The sequence below is a fragment of the Micromonospora sp. WMMA1947 genome, assembly GCF_027497355.1.
Taxonomy (GTDB): Bacteria; Actinomycetota; Actinomycetes; order Mycobacteriales; family Micromonosporaceae; genus Micromonospora.
In genome coordinates, this window is the sequence record NZ_CP114909.1 from 1273185 (window position 1) to 1286884 (window position 13700).

At 72.8% G+C, this 13700-nt stretch carries 15 protein-coding genes; 8 read left to right on the forward strand and 7 right to left on the reverse strand.

The window, feature by feature from the left end; all coding sequences use genetic code 11:
- The first annotated feature begins 14 nt into the window (after positions 1-14).
- Entirely contained in the window at positions 15-422 is a 408-nt protein-coding gene (locus O7604_RS06090) for a CoA-binding protein (protein ID WP_281579082.1), read from the forward strand.
- Between the two features lie 10 nt (positions 423-432).
- On the opposite strand, the gene O7604_RS06095 is transcribed toward O7604_RS06090, so the two are convergent.
- Positions 433-1629 carry an acyl-CoA dehydrogenase family protein gene (locus tag O7604_RS06095; RefSeq protein ID WP_269702442.1) on the reverse strand — a complete coding sequence of 399 codons (1197 nt, stop codon included), beginning with the start codon at positions 1627-1629 and terminating at the stop codon, positions 433-435.
- A gap of 172 nt (positions 1630-1801) precedes the next feature.
- On the opposite strand from O7604_RS06095, the gene O7604_RS06100 reads away from it, so the two are divergent.
- Entirely contained in the window at positions 1802-2203 is a 402-nt protein-coding gene (locus tag O7604_RS06100; protein ID WP_269702443.1) for a DUF4190 domain-containing protein, read from the forward strand.
- 3 nt (positions 2204-2206) lie between these two features.
- Here O7604_RS06100 and O7604_RS06105 read toward each other — a convergent pair whose 3' ends face one another.
- Positions 2207-3058: an SDR family NAD(P)-dependent oxidoreductase gene (locus tag O7604_RS06105; RefSeq protein ID WP_269702444.1), complete on the reverse strand. Its 852-nt coding sequence runs from the start codon at positions 3056-3058 to the stop codon at positions 2207-2209.
- A gap of 155 nt (positions 3059-3213) precedes the next feature.
- Here O7604_RS06105 and O7604_RS06110 point away from each other — a divergent pair, with 155 nt between their 5' ends.
- Complete coding sequence (locus O7604_RS06110; protein WP_269702445.1) at positions 3214-3777, forward strand: DUF4190 domain-containing protein; 564 nt, start codon at positions 3214-3216, stop codon at positions 3775-3777.
- Positions 3778-3819: 42 nt separating this feature from the next.
- On the opposite strand, the gene O7604_RS06115 is transcribed toward O7604_RS06110, so the two are convergent.
- On the reverse strand, positions 3820-4776 hold the full coding sequence (locus tag O7604_RS06115; RefSeq protein WP_269702446.1) for a CoA ester lyase: 957 nt from the start codon (positions 4774-4776) through the stop codon (positions 3820-3822).
- A gap of 124 nt (positions 4777-4900) precedes the next feature.
- Here O7604_RS06115 and O7604_RS06120 point away from each other — a divergent pair, with 124 nt between their 5' ends.
- Together O7604_RS06120 and O7604_RS06125 are read left to right on the forward strand one after the other, a co-directional pair.
- Positions 4901-5725: an SDR family NAD(P)-dependent oxidoreductase gene (locus O7604_RS06120; protein WP_269702447.1), complete on the forward strand. Its 825-nt coding sequence runs from the start codon at positions 4901-4903 to the stop codon at positions 5723-5725.
- Between the two features lie 42 nt (positions 5726-5767).
- Entirely contained in the window at positions 5768-6055 is a 288-nt protein-coding gene (locus O7604_RS06125) for a hypothetical protein (RefSeq protein WP_281579083.1), read from the forward strand.
- A gap of 2 nt (positions 6056-6057) precedes the next feature.
- On the opposite strand, the gene O7604_RS06130 is transcribed toward O7604_RS06125, so the two are convergent.
- Together O7604_RS06130 and O7604_RS06135 are read right to left on the reverse strand one after the other, a co-directional pair.
- Positions 6058-8190, reverse strand: a complete 2133-nt coding sequence (locus O7604_RS06130) for an APC family permease (protein WP_281579084.1) — start codon at positions 8188-8190, stop codon at positions 6058-6060.
- Between the two features lie 66 nt (positions 8191-8256).
- The gene (locus tag O7604_RS06135) at positions 8257-9249 is read right to left on the reverse strand and encodes a DMT family transporter (RefSeq protein WP_281579085.1); all 993 of its coding nucleotides are present in this window, start codon (positions 9247-9249) and stop codon (positions 8257-8259) included.
- Between the two features lie 106 nt (positions 9250-9355).
- On the opposite strand from O7604_RS06135, the gene O7604_RS06140 reads away from it, so the two are divergent.
- On the forward strand, positions 9356-10051 hold the full coding sequence (locus tag O7604_RS06140) for an HAD family hydrolase (RefSeq protein ID WP_281579086.1): 696 nt from the start codon (positions 9356-9358) through the stop codon (positions 10049-10051).
- An 85-nt stretch (positions 10052-10136) separates the two neighbouring features.
- Here the strand turns inward: O7604_RS06140 and O7604_RS06145 are convergent, their stop codons facing one another.
- Together O7604_RS06145 and O7604_RS06150 are read right to left on the reverse strand one after the other, a co-directional pair.
- On the reverse strand, positions 10137-10670 hold the full coding sequence (locus tag O7604_RS06145; RefSeq protein WP_269702452.1) for a hypothetical protein: 534 nt from the start codon (positions 10668-10670) through the stop codon (positions 10137-10139).
- 173 nt (positions 10671-10843) lie between these two features.
- Positions 10844-11713, reverse strand: coding sequence for a PhzF family phenazine biosynthesis protein (locus O7604_RS06150; RefSeq protein ID WP_281579087.1), 870 nt, complete (start codon positions 11711-11713; stop codon positions 10844-10846).
- Positions 11714-11746: 33 nt separating this feature from the next.
- On the opposite strand from O7604_RS06150, the gene O7604_RS06155 reads away from it, so the two are divergent.
- Entirely contained in the window at positions 11747-13033 is a 1287-nt protein-coding gene (locus tag O7604_RS06155; protein ID WP_281579088.1) for a CBS domain-containing protein, read from the forward strand.
- Entirely contained in the window at positions 13026-13634 is a 609-nt protein-coding gene (locus tag O7604_RS06160; RefSeq protein ID WP_269702455.1) for a DUF1003 domain-containing protein, read from the forward strand. The genes O7604_RS06155 and O7604_RS06160 overlap by 8 nt, the downstream gene beginning before the upstream one ends.
- Positions 13635-13700 lie beyond the last annotated feature (66 nt).

Genomic DNA, 13700 nt, shown 5'->3' on the forward strand with positions numbered 1-13700 from the left:
GCTAGTCTCGGGGAATGCGTTCCGCTCAGCAGATCCTCGCCGACTCCGCCGTGATCGCCGTCGTGGGCGCCTCCCGTGATCCGGGCAAGGCCGCGCACCGCGTGCCGCTGGAGATGCAGCGGCACGGTTGGCGGATCATCCCGGTCAACCCGACGGTGGACGAGTTGTTCGGCGAGAAGGCGTACCCGACGCTCGCCGACATCCCGCACCCGGTCGACCTGGTCGACGTGTTCCGCCCGGCCCGGGACGCGGTCGACGTGGTCCGCCAGGCGGTGACGATCGGCGCCCCGGCGGTGTGGCTGCAGCTCGGGATCTTCTCGGACGAGGCGCGCCGGATCGCCGAGGAGGCCGGCCTCGACTACGTCGAGGACAGGTGCCTCATCGTGGAGCGGGCCGCCGCCGGACTGACCCGGCGCGCCTGACCGGTTCGCGCTACTGCTTGTACTGCTTGAGCAGGCCGCGCGAGATGATCGTCTTCTGGATCTCCGAGGTGCCCTCGCCGATCAGCAGGAACGGCGCCTCGCGCATCAGGCGCTCGATCTCGTACTCCTTGGAGTAGCCGTAGCCGCCGTGGATCCGGAACGCCTCCTGGACCACCTCGGCGCAGTACTCGGAGGCGAGCAGCTTCGCCATGCCGGCCTCGACGTCGTTGCGCTGGCCGGCGTCCTTGAGCCGGGCCGCGTTGACCATGAGCGCGTGCGCGGCCTCGATCTTCGTACCCATCTCGGCGAGCTTGAACGCGACGGCCTGGTGCTTGGCGAGCGGCTGGCCGAAGGTGTGGCGCTGCTGGGCGTACGCGACGGCCAGCTCGAACGCCCGGATCGAGATGCCGCAGGCGCGGGCGGCCACGTTGACCCGGCCGACCTCGATGCCGTCCATCATCTGGTAGAAGCCGCGGCCGACCTTGTCCTCGCCGCCGAGCACGGCGGAGGCGGGCACCGTGACGCCGTCGAGCACCATCTCGGTGGTCTCGACGCCCTTGTAGCCCATCTTGTCGATCTTGCCGGGGATGGTGAGGCCGGGCGCGGTCTCGCCGAAGCCGGGCTCCTTCTCAAGCAGGAAGGTGCTCATGTTGCCGTAGACCGAGTCGGCCCCGGTGTCGGTCTTGACCAGGGTGGCCACCACCGACGAGTACGCGCCGTTCGTCAGCCACATCTTCTGGCCGTTGAGGACGTAGTTGTCGCCGTCGCGGACGGCCTTCGACTTGATCGCCGAGACGTCCGAGCCGCACTCGGGCTCCGACATCGAGAACGCGCCGCGCACCTCACCGGTGGCCATCCGGGGCAGCAGCCGGGCCTTCTGGTCGGCCGAGCCGTGCTGGGAGATCAGGTACGCCACGATGAAGTGGGTGTTGACGATGCCGGAGATCGACATCCAGCCCCGGGACAGCTCCTCGACCACGAGGGCGTAGGTCAGCAGGGACTCGCCCAGGCCGCCGTACTCCTCGTCGATGGTGAGGCCGAACAGTCCCATCTCGCGCATGCCGTCGAGGATGTCGCTCGGGTACTCGTCGGCGTGCTCCAGCCGCTGCGCGTGCGGGATGATCTCCTTGTCGGCGAACTCCCGGACGGTTTCCAGGATCGACCGCTGCACGTCGGTCAGTCCGGGTGTCTGGGCGAGTCGGGCCATCTCAGCCTCCGGGGTCGGCGCCTTACTCATGGGTAACTGAACGCTCGGTCAGTATCGGCCCCGGGACCGGCCCCGCCAAGGTGACCAGTCCACACAACCGCTGTGAAAAGGTTCACCGCTGCGGGTAGCGTCCGCAAGTAAGAGGGCCGTTGACCTGGGGGAAGGGGCGCTGGTGACCGACGAGCAGCCACCGTCGCCGTACGAGCCGCCGTCGCACGGCCAGCCGTACGGGCAGCCGCAGTACGGCCAGCAGCACCCGCAGTGGGGCCAGCAGCCGCCGTACGCGCCGCAGCCGCCCTACGGCCAGTACGGGCCGCCCGGCCAGGGGCCGGGACCCCGTGGCACGAACGTGCTCGCCATCCTGTCGCTCGTCTTCGCGTTCGTCTTCGCGCCCGCCGGCATCGTCTGCGGCCACCTGGCGAAGCGGCAGATCCGGCAGACCGGCGAGGACGGCGACCAGCTCGCCAACTGGGGCCTGATCCTCAGCTACATCTTCACCGTGATCGGCATCCTGGTCTGCTGCGGCTGGATCGGGCTGGCGTTCTGGGCCAACTCCGACACCAGCACCTACTGACGGTCAGCGGAACTGCGCCTCCCGGACGCTGTTGCCGCCGTCGACCACGAGCATCTGCCCGGTGATGTACGAGGCGGCCGGCGAGCAGAGGAACGCGATCGCCGCGGCCACCTCGTCCGGCGTGCCGGGACGCCCGACCGGCGTACCGAGGCCCTGCTTGATCTCCGCCATCGTGGACGCCGCCGTGTGGATGATGCCGGGCGCCACCGCGTTCACGGTCACCCCGTCGGCGATCATCTCCATCGCCAGCGCCCGGGTCAGCCCGACCACGCCGGCCTTCGCCGCCGCGTAGGCCGCCTCGGTGGGCAGCGCGTTGACCGGCCCGGCGGTGGCGGCCAGGTTGACGATCCGGCCCCAGCCCCGCTCGGCCATGCCGCCGATGAACGCCCGGCTGCACAGGAACGCGGTGGTCAGGTTGCGGTCGATCTCGCCACGCCACTCGTCGTACGTCAGCTGGGCCACCGGCCGCAGCACCTCCGGGCTGGCCCGGCTGGCCAGGCCCGCGTTGTTCACCAGCACCTCTACGTCGCCGAGCTGCTCGGCCACCGCGTCGGCGAGCGCGCCCACCTCCGACTCGTCGGTGAGGTCGGCGACGAAACCGGTGACGCCCAGCTCGCCCGCGCGTTCGTGGATACGCCGGGTGGTGGACACGATCGCCACCCGGGCGCCCAGGTCGGACAGCCGGCGCGCGGTCGCGTACCCGATGCCGTCCGGGCTGCCCGCGCCGGTCACCAGCGCGACCCGGCCGTCCAGGCGCATGGTGGCCGGTTCCGGCAGCGGCGCCGGCCGTTCGGAGTCGGCGGGGCCGACCGGCTCGCCGCCGCGCGGGCGCCGCACCGACCCCGGCCGGCTCATGTCCCGTCGCGACCGACCCCCACGCGCGTCAAGTGCCATGCCGAGGATCCTGCCCGGTGCCGAGCGCACGGGCAACGCGCTGGCCGGAAAGGGGACGTCCGTGTCGCGCGCCGGGTGGCTACCCTGAGCGCGACCACGTACCTGGAGATGATCAGATGACCTATCCCCCACCGTCCGGTGGCTGGCAGGACCCGTTGGCGGCCGGACAGCAGTCGAGCCCGCCGGCCGACCCGATGACGCCGATGGCCGGCAACCCCATCCCGACCCAGCCCACCTCGGCGGACCCGTACGCGTCTCCCGACCCGTACGCCGGCATGAAGTCCGCCGACCCGTACGCGGCGGCCGGTTACCCGCCGGGCGCCTATCCGCAGCCCGGCGGGTACCCGTCCCCGGCTGGTTACCCCGGATACGGGTACGCGCCCGGACCGAAGCAGAACGGCCTGGCCATCGGCGCGATGATCGTCTCGATCATCGGGGCGCTCGGCCTCTGCGGTTACGGCCTCGGCGGCTACATCGGCCTGGTGGGCGCGATCCTCGGCCACGTGTCCCGTAAGCAGATCAGGGAACGCGGCGAGGGCGGCGAGGGATTCGCCACCGCGGGCATCATCGTCGGCTGGATCTCCACCGCGCTGGCCGTGCTGGCCACCGCCGCCTTCGTGATCCTCATCATCTGGGCGGCCAACCAGGACTCGTCCGGCTACGGCAGCACGAACTACTGAACTCGGCGGGCCGCCCCGCGAACTCGGGGCGGCCCGGGCCGGTCACTCCGAGGGCGGGGTGAACGAGGACGTACGGGCCATGCCGGCGGCCCGGCCCTTCGCGGCGATCACCAGCGCCATCTTGCGGGACGCCTCGTCGATCATCTCGTCGCCGAGCATCACCGCGCCGAGCTTTCCGCCCGCCTCCGAGGTGTAGTAGTCGTACGCGTCGAGGATCAGCTCGGCGTGGTCGTAGTCGGCCTGCGCCGGGGAGTAGACCTCGTTGGCGGCGTCGATCTGGCCGGGGTGCAGCACCCACTTGCCGTCGAAGCCCAGCGCCGCCGAGCGCTTGGCCACCTCGCGGAACGCGTCCACGTCCCGGATCTGCAGGAACGGACCGTCGATGGCCTGCTTGTCGTGCATCCGCGCGGCCATCAGGATGCGCATCAGGATGTAGTGGTACGGGTCACCCGGGTAGTCCGGGATCAGCGCGCCGACCACCAGCGACTTCATGTTGATCGAGGCCATGAAGTCGGCCGGGCCGAAGATGATCGTCTCGACCCGGGGCGAGGCGCCGGCGATGGCGTCCACGTTCACCAGCCCGGCCGCGTTCTCGATCTGCGCCTCGATGCCGATCCGGCCCACCTCCAGGCCGAGCGTCTTCTCGATCTGGGTGAGCAGCAGGTCCAGCCAGTGCACCTGCTCGGCGTTCTGCACCTTCGGCAGCATGATGCAGTCCAGGTTCGCCCCGGCGCCCTCGACCACCTCGATGACGTCCCGGTAGGTCCACGGCGTGGTCAGGTCGTTCACCCGGACCACGCGGGTCTTGCCCGTCCAGTCGCCCTCGTTGAGCGCGGCCACGATGTTCTTGCGCGCGTCCGGCTTGGCCAGCGGGGCGACCGCGTCCTCCAGGTCCAGGAAGACCTGGTCGGCGGGAAGGCCCTGGGCCTTGCCGAGCATTTTGACGCTGGAGCCGGGCACCGCCAGGCAGGATCGGCGGGGACGACCGACAGCGGTCATGGATGCGCTCCTTCCAGCGTCCGGCGCGGGTGCCGGCGCAGCGGTGGATTTCGAGAACTTAACGATCCCAAAGGGCGTGGTGACGCCACGGTAACCTCGTGCCGTGACCGGGGTGAATGGACCTGTGGAAGATCTCACTGAGCGTCGGATCGTGGTGCTGACCGGGGCGAGCTCCGGCATCGGCCTGGCCGCCGCGGAGGAGCTGGCGCGCCGCGGCGACCAGGTGGTGCTGGTCGGCCGCGACCCGGCCCGGCTGCGCGCCGCGGGCGAGCGGGTCCGCGAGTGCTGCGGCGAGCAGCCGGAGCTGTTCCGCGCCGACTTCGCGGTGCTCGACGACGTGCGCGGGCTCGCCGAGCGGCTGCGCGAGCGGTACGACCGGATCGACGTGCTCGCCAACAACGCGGGCGCGATCGTGCTGGAACCGATCACCACGGTCGACGGTTTCGAGCTGAGCATGCAGGCCAACCACCTCGCCCCGTTCCTGCTCAGCAACCTGCTGCGAGACCGGATCGGGCGGATGGTGGTCACCGCCTCGGACGCCCACCGCAGCGGCGTGCTCGACCCGGACGACCTCAACTCCGCGCTGCGCTCGTACCGGCCGTTCCGCGCGTACGGCACCAGCAAGCAGGCGAACATCCTGTTCACCGCCGAGGCGGCCCGGCGCTGGCCGGAGGTGCCGGCGCACGCCTTCCATCCCGGCGTGGTGCGGACCCGCTTCGGCAACGAGAGCCGGATCGTGGCGCTCGGCATGCGGCTGCTGCCGTTCCGCAGCCCGGAGAAGGGCGCGGAGACGCTGGTGTGGCTGGCCTGCCAGGATCCGTCCCGGCTGACCGACGGCGGCTACTACGCGGACCGCAAGCCGCACCGGTCCCGGGCCAAGGCGGCCGACCCGGCGCTGGCCGCCCGGCTCTGGACGGCCAGCGCGAAGGCCGTCGGCGTCGACGCCTGAGCGGGTCACCACGACCGCCGGTCCGCTGGGACACTCGACGCCATGACGACGGGAAACGAGGTCCTGCTGGTTGCGCTCGTCGACCTGAGCGCCGACGTGGACGCCGGACAGCGGTACGAGGACGCGGTGCTGGCGCTGCTCGGCCGGCACGGCGGCGAGTTGCAACGGCGGCTGCGTACCGGCGACGGGGTGACCGAGGTGCACGTGATCCGGTTCGCCGCGCGCGCCGGGCTGGACGCGTTCCTTGTCGACCCGGACCGTGTCGCGCTGCGCGCCAAGCTCGGCGACGCCGCACCCGCCACCCGGGTGCTGGAGGTACGCGACGTCTGAGGTCACGACACGTGCACCGGGACGCTCGTCACCACCACGCCGGGCAGCGCGCGCAACGCCGCCCGGAGCCGCTGCTCGGCGCGGCTGTGCAGCAGCCGGTACCGACGTCGGCGCAGCACCACCTCCGGCACGATCACGGTGAGCGTCAGGTCCGGGTTCGCGGCGTGCAGCGCCTCCAGGTAGTGCGCCAGCGGCCCGATCACCGACCGGTACGGCGACACGATCGTTTCCAGCTTCAGGTGGTCGCCCCAGGCCTGCCACTGTTCCCGGAACCGGTCCGCCTCGGCCTCCTCCGGGGCGAGGTGCACGGCGAGCGTGGGCCGCCCGAGTGAGGTCGCGTACGCCAGCGCGCGCAGCGACGCCCGGTTCAGCCGGGCCACCGGCACGACCACCAGGTGGCGTACCTGCTGGGGCAGTTCATCGCACTCGGCGGGCGGCGCGGACGGCGGCGGGTGCAGCGCCAGCGCGCGGTGCAGCCGGTCGTAGTGCCTGTGGATCCGGCGGAACAGCAGCACCAGCAGCGGCACGGCGAGCACCACCACCCAGGCGCCCTCGGTGAACTTGGCGACCGCCGCGGTCAGCAGCACCAGCCCGGACAGCGCCGCGCCGACCGCGTTGACCGCGAGCCGGCGGCGCCATCCCGGCCCCCGGCGGCGCCGCCAGTGCACCACCATCCCGGTCTGGGACAGCGTGAACGCGAGGAACACACCGACCGCGTAGAGCGGGATCAGCCGCTCGGTGTGCCCGCCGAACGCGACGAACACGACCGCTGCGGTCAGCGCCAGCGCCACCAGTCCGTTGCTGAACGCCAGCCGGTCGCCCATGTGCAGGAACCGGCGTGGCGCGTGCCCGTCCCGGGCCATGAAGAACAGCAGCCGGGGGAAGTCGTTGAACGCCGTGTTCGCGGCGAGTAGCAGGATCAGCGCGGTGGTGGCCTGGAGGATCGCGTACCAGGGCCCGCTCGGGAACGTGACCCGGCCGAGCTGGGACAGCAGCGTCTCGTCCGCCCGGGGCACCAGGCCGTCGAGGTGGATCAGCCCGACCAGGCCGGCGAACAGCGTCACCAGCATGGCGACCATCCAGCCGAGCGTGGTCCGGGCGTTGCGCCACTCGGTCGGGCGGAACGCCGGCACGGCGTTGGAGACCGCCTCGATGCCGGTCATCGACACCGCGCCGGAGGAGAACGCCCGCAGCACCAGCAGCAGGCCCAGGCCCTCGGCGGCGGGCACCGAGGGCGGCGGCAGCGGCGCGAAACCCCGCGAGGCGGCCTTCGCGTACCCCACCGCCAGCACCGCAACCAGCACCACCACGAACGCGTACGTGGGCAGCACGAAGATGTTCCCGGCGGTGCGTACGCCGCGCAGGTTCCCGGCCAGCAGCATGGCGATCACCAGCACGCCGAGCGGCACCGCCCACCGGTCGAGCCCGGGTAGCGCCGAGGTGACCGCGTGCACCCCGGCCGCGATCGACACCGACACGGTCAGCACGTAGTCGAGCATCAGCCCGGCTGCGGCGGCCAGTCCCGGCGTACGCCCGAGGTTGTCCCCCGCGACGATGTACGAGCCGGCGCCGTGCGGATAGGCCGGGATGGTCTGCCGGTAGGACAGGCCGACAGCGACCATCAGCACCACCAGCAGGGCGGCGAGCGGCAGGGCCAGACCGAGCGCGGCGCTCCCGGCCAGCACCAGCACCGCGAGCATCGCCTCCGGCCCGTACGCCACGGAACTGAGCAGGTCGGAGGAGAGCACCGGCAGCGCGACCAGTTTGCGCATCCGCTCGTACAGCACCGACGCGCTGGACAGCGGCGGCCCGAGCAGCGCCCGGCGTACCCGGGCGACCGACCGGCCGGTCCGGTCGCCGGGCAGGTCGGCCGCGCCGGTGGCGACCAGTTCGTCCGGCTGCGCCACGGTGAACATGTCGATCGGCGCCAGCCGCCCGAAGCGGGTCGGCGCCGGGTGATGGTCGTGCCGCCCGAGCGTCGGGTCGACCGGCAGGTCGTCGGCGCGGCGCGGGCCGTGCCAGCGCTCGCCGATCCGGCCGAGCGCCGCGCGTTCCTCGTCGCCGAGCGGCGGGAACTCGGCCGAGGGCGTGACGACGGTGCCCGTCTCCGCCGCGTCGTCCCGGTCCGCCCCCACCCTGAGCACTTTCGTGCAAACCGGGCGGCCCGGTGGCCGGAACGGCGCGAGATCGCCCCGACCGGCTCAGTCGGGCGCGGTGCCGGGTCGCCGCGTCTGTTCCGCGTCGCCGAGCGGCGTCGGGTCGGCCGGTGCGGCGACCGGCGTGACGCGGCGACCGGCCCGCGCACCGCCGAGCACCACCACCGCCACGCCGGCCAGCAGCAGCGCCAGACCCGGCAGGGCCAGCGGCCGGGGCAACTGTCCCAGCCACACCCAGCCGATCAACGCCGCGCCGGGCGCCTCCAGCAGGATCAGCACGCTGACTGTGGTCGCGGAGACCCGGTGCAGGGCGTAGTTGAACATCGAGTGGCCGAGTAGTTGGGCGCCCGCCACCAGGGCGAGGATCGCCAGCCAGGTGGGGCCGTCGAAGCCGTGCAGGCGTACCCCGCCGACCAGGCACACCACGAGCAGGACCGCCGCGCAGACGCCGTAGCAGACGGTGGTGTAGGTGGTGGTGCTGATGCTGGCCCGGGCCCGCTCGCCGAAGGCGGTGTAGACGGCCGCGAACAGGCCGCCGACCACGGCGAGCAGGTCACCGGCGAACGCCCGGCCGGAGACGCCGAAGTCGGCGCCGGTGGCCAGCACCGCGCCGAGCACCGCCACCCCGATGCCGGCCCACACCGCCGCCGGCAGCCGCCGTCCCTGCCCACGGGCGATCAACCCCTGCCACACCGGCTGCGTCGCACCGAGCGCGGTCGCGGCCGCCACCGAGGTGAGCTGCGCGCTCGGCATCCAGGTGGCGAAGTGGGCGGCCAGGGCGACCCCGGCGAGTACGCAGTAGAGCCCCTCGCGCCGGGCCGGCCCGACGGTCAGCGCGCGGAGTTCGGCGCGCCGCCGGATCAACGCGACCGGGCCCAGGACCGCCGCCGACAGCGCGGTACGCCAGAACGCCACCGCCAGCGCCGACGCGGCGGCGAACGCCACGAGCGGCGCCGAGGACGAGACCGACGCGACGGCCAGGGCGAGCGCGCCCACAGTCAGCGCGTCGATCGGCGGGCGTTGCGGAACGGTCGGCACGAACGGTAATCCTCACACGGACACCCGGCGGACACGGAACGTCAGCACTCGGTTACGATCATGCGTCCCGGCGATCTCCCCCCTCGACGTCCGGAGGCGTTCCCTCATGCCCGGATTCCAGGCGGTGCTGTTCGACTTCTTCGGCACCCTGACCCATGGTGTACGGCGCGGAGCCGCCCACCGCGCCACCGCCGACCTGCTCGGCTGCTCCACCGAGGCCCTGGTGGAGGTGCTGGACAGCAGCTTCCACGAACGGGCAAGCGGATCCTTCGGGGACGCCGAGTCCACCATGCGCTGGGTCTGCGACCGGCTCGGCGTGCGCCCGTCCGACGCGGAGGTCCGCGCCGCCGTCGCCACCCGGCACCGGGCCGTACGCGCCGACACCCGGCTCCGCACGGAGGCGGTACCGGTGCTGGCCGCGCTGCGCCGCCGGGGCGTGCGCACCGGGCTGGTCAGCGACTGCACGCACGAACTGCCGGCGTTCCTGCCACAGCTCGCCGTGGCGCCGCTGCTCGACGCCCAGGTCTTCTCGGTACGCCTCGGCCGCTGCAAACCGGACCCGGCGCTCTACCTGGCCGCCTGTTACCGCCTCGGCCAGCTCCCGGCCGACTGCCTCTACGTCGGTGACGGCGACAGCCAGGAACTGACCGGCGCGGAGCGGGCCGGGCTGAGCGCGGCCCGGCTTGCTGCCCCGGACCTCGCCGACCACGTGGTCCTCAACGCCGACCACGGCTTCGACGGACCGTCGTTGACCTCGCTGACGGATGTGCTCGACCTGCTCGACCCGGTCCCCGTCGCCTGACCGGGCTTGTCGAACGCGGCCCCGCCCGCCGGACGCGGCGGGGTCGCATCGGGCGTCGGCCGCCTGACACCCCGGTGGTTCGCGGTCAGCGGCGGCGGACGCGGTGCAGGCGGAACGGCTTGCGGACGGCCCGTACCGCAGGGGCCGGGCGGGGCTGCTCGCTCAGCGAGCCGTCCGGCAGGTCGGCGCCGGACACGGCGGTGCCGGCCGGCGCGAGCCGGTTGAGCGCGCACCCCTGCGCCGCCCACCGCTCCACCAGCTCCGTCGCGGAGCCGGAGGCGTTGAGCCGCTTCGCCGCGACCAGCGGCGCGACGGTGTCCCACTCCTCGGTGCCGGGTCGCAGCCGGGTCACCCGCGCAGGCCAGGTGACGATCCGGCCGCCGTGGTCGCCGCGCAGCGTCACGTCGGCCGTGTCGCTGTCGGCGAGCCCTGGTGCGGCCTGCTCACCCGGACCGCTGACCACGAGCAGGGTGCCCTCCAGCGGCAGGCACCACAGCGCGTACGCCGGGCCGGCACCGGTGCTCACCCAGCAGACAGCGGCCTTCTTCACCGCCTCGTCCACCAGGGGCGGCGTCACCCGCTCGTCCACCTCGTCACTCACTCCGCCATCCTCCCCCATCCCGGCCCGTCCCTACCGCCCTCACCCGCCCACCCGCCCCGCCCTCGACCGGTTGATCAAGGAGTTTGTGTCCTCCAGGGGCCGGTTCGCCGACACAAACTCCTTGATCACCGAGGTAAGGCGTCCGGGCGGAGGGCGGCGGGCGGAGGGCGGCGGGGCAGAGGGCAGGGGGGTCAGCCGATGAACGGGGGGACGGTGATCTCGCCTCGGGCCACCGGCATCACCTGGCCGGAGACCGTCGCGCCCAGGGCCAGCCCGCCGGAGGCGGTCACCGAGCAGGCAAGCGTGGAGGGGCGGTTGATCTCTATGCCCTGCCGGACGGTGTACTCCGCACGCCCCTCGCCGGGCAGCAGGCCGCTGGCGACCAGCCACACGCCCAGCCCCAGGGCGGCCGAGCCGGTCGCCGGATCCTCCGGTACGCCGAGCCCCGGCACGAAGACCCGGGCGTGCGCGGTTTGCGAATCGGCGTCCCAGGAGAAGAGGCTGACGTGCTCCACTCCGTACCGCTGCGCCGCCGTCGTGTTCAACCGTGCCCGGCCCACCGCGTCCGGGCGTACCGGAAGGTAGGGGAACTCCAGACCACACCCGGCGACCCGCGGTGGCGGTCCGACGTGGTCGGGGCCGGTCAGGCCGACCATCTCCAGCAGCGGCTCCGGGTCGAGTTCCGGGCCGAGCGTGGGCGTACCGCCGGTGAGCGTCGCGCCGGTCGCCGTCACCTCGATCGGCAGGACGCCGGCGCCGCACTCCTGGGTGACCCGGCCCGCACCGATGACGCCGCGCCGGCTCGCGGTCACCGCGGCGCCGACGCTCGGGTGCCCGGCGAACGGCAGCTCGTCGGCGGGGGTGAAGATGCGGGCCCGGTAGGTGGCGCCCACCTGCGTCGGGGGCAGCACGAAGACCGTCTCGGACAGGTTGAACTCCAGCGCGAGCGCCTGCATCTGCTCGGTGGCGAGCCCTTCCGCGCCGAACACCACGGCCAGCGGGTTGCCGGCGAAGGGGCGGTCGGTGAAGACGTCCACGATCTCGTAGCCCAAGGTCGACATGTTGTTAGAGGGTAGGCCCTTAGGCTGGTGGCCGTGAGCACGCCGAACCGGGTCTACCTCGCTCGACTCGCCGGAGTCGCCGTTTTCGACCCGAACGGCGACCAGGTCGGCCGTGTCCGGGACGCGGTGGCCCGGATGCGCGCGACCCAGCGACCGCCGGAGGTGGTCGGACTGGTCGCCGAGATGCCGATGCGGCGCCGCATCTTCCTGTCCATCAACCGGATCACCTCCATCGATCCGGACGGAGTGGTGCTCGGCAGCGGCACGCTCAACCTGCGCCGCTTCGAAAAGCGCCCGAACGAGCTGCTGGTGCTGCAGGAACTGCTCGACCGCCGGGTCCAGCTCGACAGCGGGCAGGCCGGCTCGGTCGTGGACGTGGCGATGGAGTGCAGCCGCGGCGGCGAGTGGGCGCTGAGCCGGGTCGCCGTCCGCGAGCAGACCGGCCGGCTCACCCGCCGCGGCCATCTCCACCAGGTCGACTGGGACCGGGTCCACGGCCTGGGCGCGGTCGGTGACAACCGCGGTACGGCGAACCTGCTCGCCGTCCTGGAGGACATGCGCCCGGCCGACCTGGCGAACGCCCTCCAGGACCTGCCGGACGCCCGGCGCAACGAGGTGGCCGCCGCGCTCGACGACGAACGCCTCGCCGACGTGCTGAGCGAGCTGCCCGAACGCGACCAGGTGGAGATCCTCGCCGCGCTGGACCGGCAACGCGCCGCCGACGTCCTGGAGGAGATGGAGCCGGACGACGCGGCCGACCTGCTCAACGAACTGCCCCCACCGGAGCAGGACGTGCTGCTGGACCTGATGGAACCGGACGAGGCCGACCCGGTACGCCAACTGCTGCGCTACGCCTCCGGCACCGCCGGCAGCGTGATGACCTCGGAGCCGGTGATCCTGCCGCCGGACGCCACGGTGGCCGAGGCGCTGGCCCGGATCCGGGAGCCGCAGCTGTCGCCCGCGGTGGCCGCCCAGGTCTTCGTGACCCGCGCCCCACTGACCACGCCCACCGGCCGCTACCTGGGTATGGTGCATTTCCAGCGGTTGCTCCGGGAACCTCCGGCCGATCTGCTCGGCGGCATCGTGGTCAACGACATCGACCCGTTGCGGACGTCGACGCCGCTGCCCGAGATCACCCGCCGGATGGCGACGTACGACATGGTCGGCATGCCGGTGGTGGACCGGAACAACCGCCTGGTCGGCGCGGTGACAGTGGACGACGTACTCGACCACTCCCTGCCGCGGGACTGGCGGGACCGGGACGCGGCATCCCCCTCGTCCGCCACCCACGACGGCATCCTGGACGGCGACGATGAGTGATCAGCGACGGGGCGAGCGGCTGGACCAGCCGCGCACCCCGCGGAACCTGCGCCTGCGCCGGATCGACGCGGAGACCTTCGGCCGCTGGGCCGAGGGCATCGCCCGGGGCATGGGTACGGCGAACTTCCTCGTCTACATGACGCTGATCCTGGTGGCCTGGTTCCTGTGGAACACGCTGGCGCCGGCGAATCTGCGCTTCGACCCGTACACCTTCACGTTCCTGACCTTGATCTTGTCGTTGCAGGCGTCGTACGCGGCGCCGCTGATCCTGCTCGCGCAGAACCGGCAGGCGGACCGGGACCGGATCGCGCTGGACGAGGACCGGCGGCGGGCCACGCTCCAGAAGGCCGACACGGAGTACCTGGCGCGGGAGATCGCCGCGCTGCGTATCGCGATGGGTGACGTGGCGACCCGGGACTTCCTGCGCTCCGAGCTGACCCGGCTGGGTGAGGAGCTGGACGAGGCGGCCGAGCGGCGGCGGAAGCTGGAGCGGCGGCAGCAGGAGCGCGAGGGCCGCCGTACGGGCGGCGGCGAACCGCTGGACGAGCCCCGGGACGAGCTGGACGGCGACTACGTGCGGGACGGCCGGCGCGACGGCTGAGCGGCCATCGAATCGCTCACACCGCCCCCGCCAGCGGCGGTGGCCGATGACCCGCGACGTAGCATT